Here is a 16142-nt window from a genome sequence, read left to right as displayed (position 1 = left end):
AGCTTACATGATTAAAGATACTGTATTTAAATCGTTCGACACTCCAGCTGATTTAGAAGCTAAATTAGCCGACAAAATTGCGAAGCAATTACAAGATGCTGTCGACACTCGTGGCAAAGCCAGCTTAGTGGTATCGGGTGGTTCAACACCGTTGAAATTATTTGAGCTATTAAGCCATAAACTCGTCGACTGGAGTGATGTTTATATCACTTTGGCTGATGAACGTTGGGTTGGCGCTGATGAAAAAGATTCAAATGAAAGGTTGGTTCGCGAGCATTTATTGCAAAACCGCGCTGCCAGTGGAAAGTTTCGTGGTTTAAAAAATATGTTTGCAACCCCTGAAGCCGGTTGCGATATGACCAGCGAATCATTGGCTAATTTCCCGCGTCCTTTTGATGTGGTGATATTGGGGATGGGTGCTGATGGGCATACTTGTTCGTGGTTTCCTTGCAGCGCAGAACTTGATAATGCATTAACCACTAAAGCTTTGTGTGTTGCGGTCAATCCTACTACGGCTCCACATGCACGTATCACTTTGTCTAAAGATGCCATTTTAAATAGTCGTCAGATTTATTTGCATCTTGTCGGAGAACCAAAATTAACTGTTTATCATCAGGCTCTTGAGAATGATGATGTTACCCAAATGCCCATTAGAGCCGTATTAGCGCAGCGTAAAACGCCCGTTGATGTGTTCTATAGCGCGTAAGGAGTTTTACCATGCACTCAGTAGTACAAGCCGTCACCGATAGAATTATCGCACGCAGTAAACAGTCTCGTTCAACGTATTTAACGGCCTTAAACGATGCCAAAGCCAAAGGTGTTCATCGTAGCGCCCTAAGTTGTGGCAATTTGGCTCATGGATTCGCGGCCTGTCAGCCAGCGGACAAAGACTCTTTACGTCAACTGACGAAAGCCAATATTGGTATCGTAACCGCATTTAACGACATGTTGTCAGCGCATCAACCCTACGAAACCTATCCAAATATGCTTAAGCAAGCATGTGTGGACGTAGGCAGTGTGGCGCAGGTTGCTGCCGGTGTTCCTGCTATGTGTGACGGCGTGACTCAAGGTCAGCCGGGCATGGAGTTAAGTCTACTGAGTCGTGAAGTCATTGCGATGTCTACTGCGATAGGTTTATCGCACAACATGTTTGATGGCGCGTTACTGCTGGGTATTTGCGACAAAATCGTCCCGGGTTTATTAATTGGCGCGTTAAGTTTTGGTCATTTGCCGATGCTATTTGTGCCTGCTGGGCCAATGAAGTCGGGTATTCCAAACAAAGAAAAAGCACGTATTCGTCAACAATTTGCTCAAGGGCAAGTTGATCGTGCTGTACTGCTTGAAGCTGAAGCTAAGTCATATCATAGCGCTGGCACTTGTACTTTCTATGGTACGGCTAACTCTAATCAGTTAATGCTTGAAATTATGGGCTTACAATTACCTGGTTCATCGTTTGTTAATCCTGACGATCCATTACGTGATGAATTGAGCAAAATGGCTGCTAAACAAGTTTGTCGTTTAACGTCAATGGGCACTCAGTACACACCAATTGGTGAAGTGGTATCTGAAAAGTCAGTAGTGAACGGCATTGTGGGTATTCTTGCGACAGGTGGTTCAACTAACTTAACCATGCACATTGTCGCAGCAGCTCGCGCCGCAGGCATTATCGTTAATTGGGATGATTTTTCTGATTTATCTGATGCAGTACCATTATTAGCCCGCGTATATCCAAATGGTCATGCCGATATTAATCACTTCCACGCTGCTGGCGGCATGGCATTGTTGATTAAAGAGTTACTTGATGGCGGTTTATTGCATGAAGATGTCAATACCGTTGCTGGTTACGGCTTGCGTCGTTATACCCAAGAACCTCGTTTGCTTGATGGTGAACTTAAGTGGGTTGATGGTGTGACGGAAAGCTTAGACAAAGAAGTATTAACCCACCTTGCTACACCGTTCCAAAGCAATGGCGGCTTGAAATTATTGAAAGGTAATTTAGGTCGTGCGGTGATTAAAGTGTCTGCAGTACCTGATAATAATCGTGTGATTGAAGGTCCTGCGATTGTGATTGATGATCAAAACAAACTCGACGCACTATTTCAGGCAGGCGAGCTTGACAGAGATTGTGTTGTGGTTGTTCGAGGTCAAGGCCCTAAAGCTAATGGTATGCCTGAGCTTCACAAGCTCACACCTTATTTAGGCACCTTACAAGACAAAGGTTTCAAAGTGGCGTTGGTCACCGATGGCCGTATGTCTGGAGCCTCTGGTAAGGTTCCTGCTGCAATTCATTTAACCCCAGAAGCACTTGATGGTGGTCTGATTGCCAAAGTTGAAAACGGCGATGTGATTCGTGTTGATGCGACAACGGGTGAATTAACCCTGTTTGTAGACGAGAAAACACTTGCAAGTCGAACTGCAGGTAAAGTGGATTTGCATCATTCAAGTTATGGCATGGGCCGTGAATTGTTTGGCGCGCTTCGACGTAGTTTAAGCAGCCCTGAAACAGGTGCTCGCAGTACTAACGCTATTGATGAATTATATTAAAAATAAAAGGAAGTCGGTAATATGATTGAGCCTAATAACTGGTTGCTTCAACCACATGACGTGTTTAAACGCAGCCCGGTAGTTCCGGTCATGGTCATTAATAAAATTGAACATGCTGTGCCTTTAGCAAAAGCCTTAGTGGCTGGCGGAATTAGTGTTTTAGAAGTTACTTTACGTACTCCTTGTGCGTTAGAAGCGATTGCTAAAATTGCTAAAGAAGTGCCTGAAGCATTGGTAGGCGCAGGGACTATTTTAAATGAAGCTCAGCTAAACCAAGCGGTTGCTGCTGGTTCACAGTTTATTATCACTCCTGGTGCAACGGTTGATTTACTAAAAGCCGCCAAGAAAGGTACTGTGCCATTGATCCCCGGTGTGGCTAGTATTTCTGAGATCATGGTGGGTATGGAGTTGGGTTACACTCACTTCAAGTTTTTCCCAGCAGAAGCTTCTGGTGGCGTCAATGCACTGAAATCATTCTCTGGCCCATTGTCTGATATTCGTTTCTGTCCAACAGGCGGTATTAGCCCTGCGACTTATAAAGATTACTTAGCACTATCAAATGTTGATTGTATTGGCGGTAGCTGGATAGCACCGACTGATGCAGTAGACAACGAAGAGTGGGATCGCATTACCCAACTGTGTAAAGAAGCACTTGCTGCACTGTAATCTCTTTATTGTGTGATGATTCAAAAACCAGCATCTGCTGGTTTTTTTATATGTATTTACTGGTGTTTTATTAGAAACCGTATAATGTTTAGCACATTGATGCAGCTTACTAAAATACTCATTAATCACTAATCACTATGATATGTGAGATAAACTTTTCATAGCAGCACCATTCATCGCGATTCCATAAAATGATGATGAATGATTTAACACAAATTTATTGATGGTTTAAGTCGATAACAAAGCAAGTTCATTCATATTAAGAGGTATTCTCCATGCTTTATGATTTAACGGTTGTACAATTTAGTAAAATGCTTAATAACCTAAGTGCAATCCTTGTCAAAGGTGAAAGCTTTGCAGAAGCTAAAAAAATTGAAATGTCGGTGTTACTTAATTCACGTTTAGCGCCTGATCAATTTAACTTAACTCGCCAAGTGCAAATTGCGTGCGATACAGCCAAATTAGCCGTCGCGCGTTTAACTGGCCAAGAAGATAGTGCGCCAAAACATGAAGATAATGAGACGACATTAGCGGAGTTACAAACTCGTATCGCTTCTGTTGTCGATTATTTAGCCACATTTACAGCCGAAGACTTTGCTGGTGCAGAAACGCGTAAAATTACTCATCGTCGTTGGGAAGATAAATATCTTACTGGGCGTGATTTCGCTTTTGAACATGCCATTCCTAATATTTATTTCCATGTGACAACTACCTATGCAATTTTGCGTCATAATGGTGTTGAAGTGGGCAAAAAAGACTACTTAGGTGCAATGCCATTTAAGTCGTAACCAACAAAACACTTATCCATTGATAGCACCATTTTATATGGCTAGAATAAAACCAGCATTAGCTGGTTTTTTGTTATCTACCTAAAAATGAATCTACCACAGTCAGGTATTTATCGTCAGTCATGACACCTTGGAGCCACAAAGCGGTTAATCGACCTAAGCCTGAAATAGACAATATCGATCCGCCATTAAGCTTGTTATCCCACATTATGTTTCTATCATGATAATAATGTCTTTATAGACCTACAGCATTCAGTGACCGGAGTGAGTATGAAAACAATCGGTATGATAGGTGGTATGAGTTGGGAGTCGACACTCAATTACTACAAAGCCATTAATCAAGGCGTGAAGTCTGCATTAGGTGGGCTGCATTCGGCCAAAATTTGTTTATACAGTGTTGATTTTGCTGAAATAGAAACCCTACAACATAAGGGGTTGTGGAATGACACTGCTATTCACTTATCGACTGCAGCGAAAGCGGTTGAAGCTGGCGGGGCAGATTTTTTGTTGATTTGTACCAATACCATGCACAAAGTGGCTGATGAGATCCAAGCACAAATCTCTATACCCATTTTGCATATTGCTGATGCCACTGCTGAGGTGTTGTTAGCCGATGGGATCAGTAAAGTTGGCCTACTCGGCACGCGCTTTACCATGGAACAGGACTTTTATAAGCAGCGGATAAGCGATAACTATCCCATTGAAGTACTAGTACCTTCATCAGACGAGCAAACATTAATCCATGACGTGATATATCAAGAGTTATGTCTGGGCACGATTAATCCGCAATCACGGCAATGCTATCTTGGTATTATTGATAAATTATATGCACAAGGAGCTGAGGCGGTAATTTTAGGTTGTACTGAAATAGCCTTGCTAGTGCAGCAGCAACATACCCATGTTCCTTTGTATGATACGACTCAAATACATGCCAATAAGGCCGTTATGCTGGCATTATCTCAGTAGACAGTTTTCGAGATAATCAACAGATTGTAAACGACACTTTGCTCCGCTAGCCGTGTTGATTTGAAACAGACTCGTTTTCGGATGCATGTATAAGACATAAAAAACGCCTTACAATATGGTAAGGCGTAATGTTAAAAGCTTACTGCTTATTATCGAATCGACTAGTCTTTATAAGCTCGGCCATAGAAGCTGTCTAATAACACTTGTTTTAGCTCTTTAATCAACGGGTAACGTGGATTGGCGCCAGTACACTGATCATCAAATGCATCTTCAGCCAGTTCATCCAGTTTGGCGATAAAATCTGCTTCATTAACGCCAGCATCTTGAATTGATGCAGGAATACCAATAGTTGTTTTTAGCTGTTCGATTTTCTCAATCAGTTTTTCAACTTTTTGAGCATCCGTTTTACCGCCTAGCTTTAAATAATCTGCAATGGCCGCATAACGACATAAGGCTTTAGGGCGGTCGTATTGACTAAATGCTGCTTGCTTGGTGGGCATATCTGTCGCGTTAAAGCGGATCACGTTAGAGATTAATAATGCATTAGCCAAACCATGAGCTAAGTGAAACTCAGCACCTAATTTGTGCGCCATTGAGTGACAAACGCCTAAGAATGCATTGGCAAAAGCAATACCGGCTATGGTGGCACCATTATGGACTTTTTCACGAGCAACGGGTGCTTTAGCACCAAATTCATAAGAGTCCGGTAGGTACTTAAACAATAGGTCTAATGCCTGCAGTGCTTGGCCATCACTGTATTCGTTTGCCATCACGCTCACATAAGCTTCTAACGCATGTGTGACAGCATCAATACCACCAAAAGCGGTCAGTGATTTTGGCATGTCCATGACTAAGTTAGGATCGACAATCGCCATATTTGGGGTTAATTGATAGTCCGCAATAGGGTATTTCTTTCCGGTTACTTCATCGGTTACCACGGCAAAAGGAGTCACTTCTGATCCAGTACCTGAGGTTGTCGGAATGGCAACCATTTGAGCTTTAACGCCCATCTTAGGAAATTTATAAATACGTTTACGAATGTCCATGAAACGCAGCGCTAGATCGGCAAAATCAACTTCAGGATGTTCGTACATAACCCAAATGATTTTAGCAGCATCCATTGGCGAACCACCGCCTAATGCAATAATCACATCAGGTTGGAAGCTTTGCGCAACTTTAGCGCCTTGGCGCACAATGGCTAAGGTTGGGTCAGCTTCTACTTCATAAAAAATTTCGGTTTCAAGCCCCTGTGCTTTCAGAATTTTTAAGGTTTCATTACAGTAACCGTTATTAAATAAAAACTTGTCAGTAATGATCAGCGCACGTTTTTTATCACTTAACTCTTCAAGTGCTATTGGTAAGCTACCGCGACGGAAATAAATAGATGATGGAAGCTTATGCCACAACATGTTTTCAGCCCTCTTAGCGACCATTTTTTTATTGATTAAGTGACTTGGTCCGACGTTCTCAGAAATTGAATTACCGCCCCATGAACCACAACCTAGTGTTAATGATGGGGCTAACTTGAAGTTATATAAGTCACCAATACCACCTTGAGAAGCAGGAGTGTTAATCAAAATACGGGCTGTTTTCATTCTAAAACCAAAGGCTTTAACGCGCTCATCCTGGGTGTCTTGATTGGTATATAAACCAGATGTATGACCAATACCGCCCAAGGTCACTAAGGCTTCCGCTTTGTCCATTGCCTCATTAAAGTCTTTTGCTTTATACATCCCTAATAACGGAGATAATTTCTCGTGAGCAAAGGCTTCAGCATCATCAATATCAGTCACTTCACCAATAAGCACTTTAGTGGTACTAGGCACTTCAAAACCTGCCATTGCGGCTATCGCAACAGCACTCTGGCCAACGATATCGGCATTAAGGCCACCGTTTTTAAGGATGACACTTTGCATTGCCGCAGTTTCCGCTTTAGACAGAATATGACCACCGTGACTAATAAAACGCTCTTTAACTTGCTTATAAATGCTGTCGACTACAATCACCGCTTGTTCAGAAGCACATACCACACCATTGTCAAAGGTCTTTGACATTAATATAGAGCTTACCGCGCGTTTGATGTCTGCTGTTTCATCGATAACAATAGGTGTATTGCCTGCGCCAACACCAATGGCTGGTTTACCTGATGAATATGCTGCTTTAACCATGCCTGGTCCACCGGTGGCTAAAATCAGGTTAACTTTTGCATGAGTCATTAACTGATTAGACAATGCCACGCTTGGTTGGTCAATCCAGCCAATAATATCTTTAGGTGCACCTGCTGCAACTGCCGCATCTAATACAATTTTAGCCGCTGTAGTCGTTGAGTTTTTAGCTCTTGGGTGTGGTGAGAAAATAATGCCATTACGGGTTTTTAAGCTAATAAGCGCTTTAAAAATAGCAGTAGAAGTAGGGTTAGTTGTGGGGACAATACCGCAAATAATTCCGACCGGCTCTGCAATAGTAATGGTACCGAAGGTTAAGTCCTCAGATAAAATACCGCAGGTTTTTTCATCTTTGTATTTGTTATAAATGTATTCAGATGCGAAGTGGTTTTTAATCACTTTATCTTCTAATACACCCATGCCGGTTTCGGTTACGGCCATTTTTGCCAGAGATATGCGTGCATCTGCTGCAGCTAAAGCAGCCGCCCTAAAGATAGTATCGACTTTTTCTTGGCTAAAGTTTGCAAACTCGGCTTGAGCTTTGGCAACGCGCTCAACTAATAAATCAAGCTCTTGTGTATTGGTAACTGTCATAGTGGTTTCCTTTAAAAATATTCAACAAATCAGTTTTGCAAAATATTCTTTGTAAATAAAATTACAACTTTAATGCTCTATTTGCTGTGATGATGACCACAAATGCATAACGGGATGTAATTTTATTACAGTAATAGCTTGTTTTATGAACGCTATATTTTGTTGAATATTTAACTTCCGTTTGTCTAGGCATGTAAACATCACCCAAATTGGCATTAATTCATAACTAAGACCTGTTTTTAGCACCAAAGTAATGCATATATTGCGTGTTCATTCTTTATCTTGTCGCTTACCTTTAGTACGATTTTCAACTAAAAAAGCGATAATTTACAATTGTTTTACAATAGAAATAGTCTGTTTTTTGAACTTTTACATTGATGAAATAATAAATTGAATCAACTATGTTGAAAATATTCTATTGAATTTAAATAATATTTTATAATTGGGCTGCATGTATAAGCAATCGCTAAAGCTTGTTTTGCTTATTTAATTAGAGAATTGTGATTGACATCAATATTTATAAAAGGGAATATGCTCACTGCTAGGGCATATGCTCACTCGTGGTGCGAATGTTTACTCTAGTTAGTGTAATGTGGTCACTTATCCACGTTATTTGAGTTTTGTAGAACTCTACAGAATGTGATGTTGGATTTATTATTGTGGTTTCAGGTTCAGCACGCTGTAAAATATGGTTAGTTATCTGACTTGATCTGGTAAGGCGAGCATATGAACATAAATACACAATTAATAATATTCGACTGCGATGGGGTTGTGATCGACAGTGAGGTGATTAGCGCTAATGTGTTAATCGAAAAACTTGCTCAATTAGGCGCCTGCATTGATATGGCTTTTGTACAACAGCATTTTCTAGGTTGTCAATTTGCTACCGTCGCCGACAAAGTAAAGCGTTTGCTGGCACTGACATTACCTGAACAATTTGAAGCAGAATATCGTCAGCAACTATTGTCTGAGTTTGAGCGTAATTTAACCGTAACAGACGGTATTAGATCGATATTGGCAGATTTGAAAGTACCGTATTGCATAGCAACCAGCAGCAGTTTACCGCGTACAACTAGCGCATTAGAAGTAGTAGGGTTAACGGATGTGTTTGGTTTGAATGTTTTTACGGCCAGCGAAGTCAAACGAGGTAAGCCGGCACCTGATTTGTTTTTGCATGCGGCTAAACGCATGGGTGTCGAGCCACAGCATTGTTTGGTGATTGAAGATAGCTTTTTTGGCGTTAGTGCAGCTGTCGCGGCCAAAATGAAAGTGATTCATTATATTGGCGGTGGTCATATAGTCGATAACGTTAGCGATGAGTTACACCCAGTGTCACAGGCTTACCCAGAGATTGCTGTACTAAGTCATTGGCAACATTTTAATCGTCTAATGCCAGCGTTAATGCGTGGATACTGAATATAAGGGACAACATGGATAACAAGTCGAATTCAGAACTCGCGCGATTAGAGCAAGCGGCAAGAGCTGCGTGGTTATATTACGTCGCGAAGAATACTCAAGATGAAATTGCCCAAAAATTAGAAGTATCAAGACAGTCAGCGCAACGTTTAGTCGCATTAGCGGTTAGTGAAGGGTTAATTAAAGTCCGTTTAGATCACCCCATTGGTAAATGTATGGAGTTGGGCCAACAGTTAACCCAAGCTTTTAATTTATTGGAATGCGAAATTGTACCCAGCGATCCTGCTGATGACAGTTCCGTGCACGGTTTAGCGCAATGTGGTGCAGGCGTGTTAGAGCGGTACTTAAAGTCTGAACAACCTAAAACTTTAGCCTTTGGTACCGGACGAGCACTCAAAGCTTGTATCGATGAGTTACCTTCGATGCAATGTCCACAGCATAAAATAGTGTCGTTATTAGGCAACATGATGTTAGACGGTTCTGCATCAGCATTTGATATCGTAGTCAGCATGGCTAATCGAGTGCAGGCTAAGCATTACCCTATGCCATTACCCGTTATTGCGACTTCAGTAGCGGAAAAGCAGTTATTGCATGACTTAGCGCCGGTAAAAAGTATTTTTGAATTAGTTAAACAAGCAGATGCCACTTTTGTTGGTATTGGGCATATGGGCGCAGAGTCACCATTATTGCTCGATGGTTTCATTAATCAGTCACAGTTAACCGAGTTAATTAATGACAATGCCACTGGTGAAATCATCAGTTGGGTGTATAACCAGCAAGGGCAGTTACTCGAGCATTCAATGAATCAATTGGTGATGAGCTCACCGTTGAGAATTGATTCAAATAAACCTGTTTATGGCATTGCTGCTGGTCAACATAAAGTTGATGCAATATTTTCAGCATTGCAAGGTCGGTTAATTAATTCATTGATAACCAATGAATATACAGCTGAAAGAATATTAGCAAAGCTAAAGTAAATGATTAAATAAAATGATGTTTAACATTGAAATTAGATCAATAACGCGTGAATAATTTATAAAAATAATGTGAATATGAATGGGGTTATTATTTCAACTCAATAGAAATAATAAATAGTCAGTAAAGGAAATATAGTATCACTTTATCATCGATTTTTGGTGAGGGTTTTACTTATTCCCTAAATAGGAATATAAAAATAATGACAACAAGTCAACATGAGGCTTCATTCAAACAAATGAATGAAGAGCAGCTGCCTGTAGCTAAAAATAAATTACATGGTTGGAAACACTTTGCAGGTTTATATGCTGGGGAGCATGTTGCCGCGACGGAGTTTGTTATTGGTGCCACTTTTGTTGCTCTAGGTGCCTCAACTATTGATATATTACTTGGACTATTAATTGGTAATCTATTAGCGATGTGTTCGTGGTGGTTATTAACGGCACCTATTGCTGTTGAAACTCGACTCAGTTTATATAATTATTTAAATAAGATTGCCGGCGACTCAATGACCAAGCTCTATAACTGGGCAAATGTCGTTATCTTCTCGGTGATATCCGCAGCGATGATCACTGTATCGTCGACAGCCGTTCGTTTCTTATTCGATATTCCGGCACAATTAAATTGGTACCCTAGCAGTCTATGGTTTGTGATGATTGTATTAGCGGTAGGATCTATCGTCGTTGTCGTCGCCATGTATGGTTTCTCTACCGTGGCTGACTTTTCTAAAATTTGTGCGCCGTGGTTATTTGTTATTTTTATTGCCGGTTCATTTACCTTATTTCCAGTGTTATCAAATCATGTGATTGGCAGTACCACATTAACGGGCTGGCAAGACTTCATGACCATAGGTGACAGCTCAATTTGGACTGGATTAAATGACAAAGGTGAACCCGGTATTGGTTTACTTGAAGTGATAGGCTTTGCGTGGGCAGCTAACTCAATTACTCACTTCGGTTTGATAGACATGGCTATTTTCCGCTTCGCAAAGCGTAAAAGTTATGGTTTGATTTCAGGTGTTGGTATGTTCTTCGGCCACTACTTAGCATGGATCTCTGCTGGTATTATGGGGGCAGGTACTGCGGTACTATTAAAAACTACTATTACTCAACTCGATCCAGGTGATGTTGCTTACCATGCTTTAGGTTTTTCAGGCTTTGTGATTATCATTATCGCTGGTTGGACAACGGCTAACGCGAATTTATACCGTGCAGGCCTTGCCGCGCAGTCAATTTTTGTTAATCAATCTCGTGAACGTACTACCGCCATTGTGGGTTTAGTCACTGTAGTGATAGCGTGTTTCCCATTTGTGTTTTCGCAGATGTTACCGTTATTGACGTATGCAGGTCTATTAGTTGTACCAGTGGGGGGGATTGTATTTGCTGAGCACGTGTTGTTCCCTAAGATTGGCTTAACTCGCTATTGGGCTAAGTATCAAAACCTGTCTAAAAGTACACCGGCAATTGCATCTTGGGCATTAGCGTTAGTATTTGGGTTTGGTTTAAATAGTCTTGATATTATTTCATTCTATTACTTATTTATTCCAACATGGATATTCACCATTATTATTTATACCGTATTAGCTAAAAAATATGGTGCCGATTTAGATTATACAGACGCTATATTATTAGATGAGAAAGAACAGCAACAAATTGCCGAATACCAAGATGAAATGGCTAAAGATGATAAGCCTCATGTTGAAGACTGCAGTCAGTTCACCAAGGTGTTAAATAGCTTTGCGGTTGTTTCTTTAGTGGTTATTAGTGTACTGGCCGCGAAAGTGATGTTTTATAGCCCGACAATGACAATCTATGCAGAGAATAAATCTTTATTTGAAACAGTTTGTTTTGTCTGTACGATAATTTATTTTAGTTGTTCATATGTTGCTCTTAAACGTCATAAAAAAATAAACTCGTAATCGCAGTATTAATAACTCAAGGCTAACGGCTGATCTTAATAGCTTAAGGTTAATGATGTTAATAAAACATTAGTCTTGAGTTAGCCGTGTTATTTCATTAGATAACACAACCATCCATATTGTTTAATTATTTTATGAGGCACAATCCACATGGATCAATCTCAAGATTCAAATGTTCAACTGAACACGTTAAACCTACAAAGTTTGTCAACATTACCTGCTAATGTTGATGTGCCGAAATACGATCGTAGCCAGTTAACCGCTGGGATTGTGCATATTGGTGTCGGTGGCTTTCATCGTGCTCATCAAGCAATGTATATCAATGAGTTATTGAAGCAACCTGGTTCTGAGTCTTGGGCGATTTGTGGTGTTGGTTTGTTAGAAGCTAACCGCAGTCTACGTGATGTGTTGGTGAAACAAGACTATCTGTACAGTTTAACGGTACGTCACCCGAATGGTCAGATTGATCATCAAGTGATGGGCTCGATGATTGACTTTTTATTTGCACCAGAAAACAAACAACAGGTCATTGATAAACTGATTCACTCAGACACTAAAATTGTGTCATTGACCATCACAGAAGGCGGTTATAACTTTAATCCTGCAACCGGTGAGTTTGATTTCAACAATCCAGACATAATCCATGATATGGCGAATCCTAATGACCCAATCACCGCGTTTGGTTATTTAACTGCAGCACTTAAACAGCGTAAAGCCAAGGGCATGAAGCCTTTTACCATTCAGTCTTGTGACAACATTCAGCATAACGGTGACATGACTCGTAAAATGCTATTGGCGTTTGTGAATAAAAATGACGCTGATTTAGGCCAATGGATTGAAACGAATGTAGCGTTTCCAAACGCAATGGTTGACCGTATTACCCCAGTGACAACCAAAGCAGACATCGAATATGTGGCTAACACATTACACATTAACGATGAATGGCCAATCACGTGCGAAGCCTTCACTCAATGGGTCATAGAAGACAACTTTAGTGATGGTCGTCCGGCGTTAGATACCGTTGGTGCACAATTTGTCAGTGACGTGACTCCGTTTGAAAAAATGAAGATCCGTTTGTTAAACGCAGGCCATTCAGTATTAGGTTTATTAGGTTCTATACATGGTTTTGCGACGATTGATGAATCGGTATCTGATCCTTTATTTGCAACATATCTGCGTAAATTTATGGACGATGAAGTCACGCCGTTAATTGAGCAACTTGAAGGCATTGATTTAACTCAATACAAAGATACCCTAATTGAACGTTTTTCCAATCCGAACATTAAAGACAGCTTGGCGCGAATTTGTCTCGAAAGCTCAGCCAAGTTACCAAAATTTATCATTGCGTCTATTAATGAAAATATCGAATTAGGCCGTGATACTTCACTGGCCACATTGGTCATTGCTACCTGGTGTTTATACAGTGACAAACGTGTTGATCAGCAAGGGCAAGCGTTAGACATTAACGACCAAATGTCAGCACAGTTACATGAGTTTGCTAGCAGAACAGCACAAGATCCGTTAGCTTTTTTACAGCTAACCGACTTATTTGGTGATCTAAATAATCAAGCAAGCTTTTGTAAAGATTATCGTCAAGCGATTACGGCCTTATATGCACCGGGCAGTGACATTAAATCGATTATGCAAGCAAGATTACAAGCGAAAGGTTAAGCCGTATGAATAGCATATTAATTAATCATAAAGCTAAGGCCGACATTAACATCAGTTGTTTTGGCGAAGTATTGTGGGATTGTTTCCCTGATGGCAAGCGGGTTGGCGGGGCACCTTTAAATGTGTGCGTCAGACTTAATGCCTTGGGCATTAAAGGTTCGATGATCAGTGCCGTTGGCGATGATTTATTAGGTCGCGAGTTACTGAGTTTTATTGACGATCGCGGCGTTAATCGCGACTGTATCGCCATAGATCCCGTTAAAAGCACCAGCACAGTTCAAGTCACTTTAGACAAAAATGGGTCAGCGTCTTATGACATTGTCGCCGATACTGCGTGGGATAATATCGCATTAACGGAAGATATTATTGAGCAAGTTAATCGTGCTGACGTATTGGTTTTTGGCAGTTTAATTGGTCGCAATGATGTGTCTCTCACTACCTTAACCGCCGTAGTTGAATTGGCTTCGTTTTCGGTATTTGACGTTAACTTACGTGCACCGCATTACCAGATTGATAGTGTGGTTAGTTTGATGAAAAAAGCAGATTTTATCAAATTAAATGATGATGAACTGTATGAAATTGCTAAAGCCATGGGCTCGCCATTTAATTCATTAGAACAAAACTTGGATTATATTGCTGAGCAAACCCAAACCAAATACTTGTGTGTCACCAAAGGCAGTCATGGTGCATTACTGAGTGTTGCAGGGCAGAAGTTTTATAATTCAGGTTATTTAGTCAAGGTAGTTGATACCGTCGGCGCCGGAGATTCATTTTTAGGCTCGTTACTGTATCAATTATGCAGTGATAGTAATCCGCAGTATGCGATTGATTTTGCTTGCGCTGTGGGTGCTATGGTTGCTCAGTCTCATGGCGCTACGCCAGTGCTCACGTTAAATGAAATACAAGCGTTTATGCACCCGGTATAAATTGATTGGTGTTTTTGTTAGTGAAGTGTGAAGTGTGAAATTTGGGTTATTTCCCCTTTATATAACCCGTTAGCGCTTGGTTGTTATAACCAAGCGCTTTTTTTATCAAAAATAAACAGAGGCAATAAATGTTATTGCTCGCGACTTAACTCCATAATGCCTGCGGTTTTTGAACCAAATAATTGCTGATGTAAGCGACCGGCAAATTCATCGGTCATCCCAGAAATATAATCAGCAATCACCCGCATTGGATTATTATTGTCATTACGCTCTGCTAACCATCGGTCTCGAGTATTAAGCGGTAACAGACGTTCAGGATCCGAGGCAAACGCTTCAAACAATTCCATCACAATCTGTTGGCCCTTATATTCCAGCATCTGGATTTCAGGTTTACGAATAACATACTTAAATACTAATTGTTTCAGTACGTGTAATGCTGCAGCAAAGTCTGGCTCTAATTCGGCATTATATTTTAGTAAGTCTTCGTCAAATTGTGGGTTGGTACTAATGCCAATCGCGGTGACGAAACCGTTGACTAAGGTACCGATAGCATCTTTGCGTAAATGATGTTCATGAGAGAATAGCTTGTCACCAATGTTAGCGATTTCCGATATCAGCCATTCATCTTTGATTTCAGTTAACTGCCCAACGACATCGCGTTGCCACTGATGTTGGTTGACAATTCCCATTACAATAGCATCCTCGAGATCGTGTACCGCATAGGCAATGTCATCTGCCAATTCCATAATCGAGCAATCAAATGACTTATAGCGCGTTTTTAAATGGGGATAATCTACATGTGTATGGCTTTGTTCACTGCTAATAAACAACTGCCTATCCGATTCTGATAATGCCGCTAATACCCAATCAATAATGGGTATATCATCATCAAATAATCCTTTTACCGGTGGCCATTCTGAGGGTTTTAGTTGGCGATGATTGGCTATGTCTGGCCTATTTTGATTGATATACAATTGCGAATACGTTGCTGGGTATTTCATTACCCCAAGTAAAGTACGCCGGGTAAGGTTCATCCCCCATGAAGGGGTATAGGGTTCTAAACGAGTTAAAATTCGAAAGGTTTGGCCGTTGCCTTCAAAACCACCGTGATGGCGCATCATGTAATTTAATGCGACTTCACCGCCGTGGCCAAAAGGTGGATGACCGATGTCGTGAGCCAAACAAATCGATTCAATGAGGCTCATTGAATTGAGTAAATACCTAAGGTCCGGATATTTTCGACGTAGTTGAGCAGTAATGCCAGTTCCAATTTGTGACACTTCTAATGAATGTGTTAGCCGAGTACGGTAAAAGTCATTCATGCCAACGCCAAGCACTTGCGTTTTGGCTTGAAGCCGACGAAATGCTGCTGAATGCAGAATACGTGCGCGGTCTCGTTGATATGGGCTGCGATGATCATTACGGCGCTGTTTATCTTCACCGAGTAAACGTTGCTGCCAACGACTGTTCTGTTCTGTATTACTGGACTCGATGGTGTTATCAGGCATAAAAT

Annotated in this window: 13 protein-coding genes; 10 read left to right on the top strand and 3 right to left on the bottom strand. The window is 40.9% G+C overall.

Annotation, left to right across the window (positions count from 1 at the left end):
- The first annotated feature begins 7 nt into the window (after positions 1-7).
- The 4 genes from pgl (at position 8) to AAEY98_RS14035 (ending at position 3998) form a co-directional block, all read left to right on the top strand.
- A complete protein-coding gene (gene pgl / locus AAEY98_RS14050) occupies positions 8-706 on the top strand; it encodes a 6-phosphogluconolactonase (protein WP_335692316.1) in 699 nt (232 codons plus the stop codon).
- Positions 707-717: 11 nt separating this feature from the next.
- The gene (edd, locus tag AAEY98_RS14045; RefSeq protein WP_162023032.1) at positions 718-2544 is read left to right on the top strand and encodes a phosphogluconate dehydratase; all 1827 of its coding nucleotides are present in this window, start codon (positions 718-720) and stop codon (positions 2542-2544) included.
- A 21-nt stretch (positions 2545-2565) separates the two neighbouring features.
- Positions 2566-3210 (top strand): bifunctional 4-hydroxy-2-oxoglutarate aldolase/2-dehydro-3-deoxy-phosphogluconate aldolase, encoded by a 645-nt coding sequence (locus AAEY98_RS14040; protein ID WP_101088389.1) that lies wholly within the window; start codon positions 2566-2568, stop codon positions 3208-3210.
- Between the two features lie 275 nt (positions 3211-3485).
- Positions 3486-3998, top strand: coding sequence for a DUF1993 domain-containing protein (locus AAEY98_RS14035; protein WP_192114842.1), 513 nt, complete (start codon positions 3486-3488; stop codon positions 3996-3998).
- Between the two features lie 73 nt (positions 3999-4071).
- Here the strand turns inward: AAEY98_RS14035 and AAEY98_RS14030 are convergent, their stop codons facing one another.
- Positions 4072-4206, bottom strand: coding sequence for a hypothetical protein (locus AAEY98_RS14030; protein ID WP_277949099.1), 135 nt, complete (start codon positions 4204-4206; stop codon positions 4072-4074).
- A gap of 62 nt (positions 4207-4268) precedes the next feature.
- Here AAEY98_RS14030 and AAEY98_RS14025 point away from each other — a divergent pair, with 62 nt between their 5' ends.
- On the top strand, positions 4269-4964 hold the full coding sequence (locus AAEY98_RS14025) for an aspartate/glutamate racemase family protein (protein ID WP_162023035.1): 696 nt from the start codon (positions 4269-4271) through the stop codon (positions 4962-4964).
- Positions 4965-5125: 161 nt separating this feature from the next.
- On the opposite strand, the gene adhE is transcribed toward AAEY98_RS14025, so the two are convergent.
- A complete protein-coding gene (adhE, locus tag AAEY98_RS14020) occupies positions 5126-7723 on the bottom strand; it encodes a bifunctional acetaldehyde-CoA/alcohol dehydrogenase (protein WP_101088386.1) in 2598 nt (865 codons plus the stop codon).
- A gap of 726 nt (positions 7724-8449) precedes the next feature.
- Between adhE and AAEY98_RS14015 the strand changes: the two genes are divergently transcribed.
- The 5 genes from AAEY98_RS14015 (at position 8450) to AAEY98_RS13995 (ending at position 14629) form a co-directional block, all read left to right on the top strand.
- On the top strand, positions 8450-9139 hold the full coding sequence (locus AAEY98_RS14015) for an HAD family hydrolase (protein ID WP_351017678.1): 690 nt from the start codon (positions 8450-8452) through the stop codon (positions 9137-9139).
- Positions 9140-9153: 14 nt separating this feature from the next.
- A complete protein-coding gene (locus tag AAEY98_RS14010; RefSeq protein ID WP_101088384.1) occupies positions 9154-10116 on the top strand; it encodes a sugar-binding transcriptional regulator in 963 nt (320 codons plus the stop codon).
- Positions 10117-10316: 200 nt separating this feature from the next.
- Entirely contained in the window at positions 10317-12032 is a 1716-nt protein-coding gene (locus AAEY98_RS14005) for a purine-cytosine permease family protein (RefSeq protein WP_162023036.1), read from the top strand.
- Between the two features lie 150 nt (positions 12033-12182).
- On the top strand, positions 12183-13703 hold the full coding sequence (locus AAEY98_RS14000; RefSeq protein ID WP_351017674.1) for a mannitol dehydrogenase family protein: 1521 nt from the start codon (positions 12183-12185) through the stop codon (positions 13701-13703).
- A 5-nt stretch (positions 13704-13708) separates the two neighbouring features.
- On the top strand, positions 13709-14629 hold the full coding sequence (locus AAEY98_RS13995; protein WP_351010942.1) for a carbohydrate kinase family protein: 921 nt from the start codon (positions 13709-13711) through the stop codon (positions 14627-14629).
- Positions 14630-14760: 131 nt separating this feature from the next.
- Here AAEY98_RS13995 and AAEY98_RS13990 read toward each other — a convergent pair whose 3' ends face one another.
- Positions 14761-16137 carry an anti-phage deoxyguanosine triphosphatase gene (locus tag AAEY98_RS13990; RefSeq protein WP_182744333.1) on the bottom strand — a complete coding sequence of 459 codons (1377 nt, stop codon included), beginning with the start codon at positions 16135-16137 and terminating at the stop codon, positions 14761-14763.
- Positions 16138-16142: the final 5 nt, after the last annotated feature.

Source organism: Shewanella sp. AC91-MNA-CIBAN-0169 (assembly GCF_040310165.1).
Classification (GTDB): domain Bacteria; phylum Pseudomonadota; class Gammaproteobacteria; order Enterobacterales; family Shewanellaceae; genus Shewanella.
Note: the sequence above shows the minus strand (reverse complement) of the source record. Positions and strands in the feature narration are given on the sequence as shown.

What these genes read in the sequence shown, in the direction of transcription:
- pgl (WP_335692316.1), top strand. Translation starts at nt 8, where the DNA reads ATGATTAAAGATACTGTATTTAAATCGTTCGACACTCCAGCTGATTTA.
- edd (WP_162023032.1), top strand. Translation starts at nt 718, where the DNA reads ATGCACTCAGTAGTACAAGCCGTCACCGATAGAATTATCGCACGCAGT.
- AAEY98_RS14040 (WP_101088389.1), top strand. Translation starts at nt 2,566, where the DNA reads ATGATTGAGCCTAATAACTGGTTGCTTCAACCACATGACGTGTTTAAA.
- AAEY98_RS14035 (WP_192114842.1), top strand. Translation starts at nt 3,486, where the DNA reads ATGCTTTATGATTTAACGGTTGTACAATTTAGTAAAATGCTTAATAAC.
- AAEY98_RS14030 (WP_277949099.1), bottom strand. Translation starts at nt 4,206, where the DNA reads ATGTGGGATAACAAGCTTAATGGCGGATCGATATTGTCTATTTCAGGC.
- AAEY98_RS14025 (WP_162023035.1), top strand. Translation starts at nt 4,269, where the DNA reads ATGAAAACAATCGGTATGATAGGTGGTATGAGTTGGGAGTCGACACTC.
- adhE (WP_101088386.1), bottom strand. Translation starts at nt 7,723, where the DNA reads ATGACAGTTACCAATACACAAGAGCTTGATTTATTAGTTGAGCGCGTT.
- AAEY98_RS14015 (WP_351017678.1), top strand. Translation starts at nt 8,450, where the DNA reads ATGAACATAAATACACAATTAATAATATTCGACTGCGATGGGGTTGTG.
- AAEY98_RS14010 (WP_101088384.1), top strand. Translation starts at nt 9,154, where the DNA reads ATGGATAACAAGTCGAATTCAGAACTCGCGCGATTAGAGCAAGCGGCA.
- AAEY98_RS14005 (WP_162023036.1), top strand. Translation starts at nt 10,317, where the DNA reads ATGACAACAAGTCAACATGAGGCTTCATTCAAACAAATGAATGAAGAG.
- AAEY98_RS14000 (WP_351017674.1), top strand. Translation starts at nt 12,183, where the DNA reads ATGGATCAATCTCAAGATTCAAATGTTCAACTGAACACGTTAAACCTA.
- AAEY98_RS13995 (WP_351010942.1), top strand. Translation starts at nt 13,709, where the DNA reads ATGAATAGCATATTAATTAATCATAAAGCTAAGGCCGACATTAACATC.
- AAEY98_RS13990 (WP_182744333.1), bottom strand. Translation starts at nt 16,137, where the DNA reads ATGCCTGATAACACCATCGAGTCCAGTAATACAGAACAGAACAGTCGT.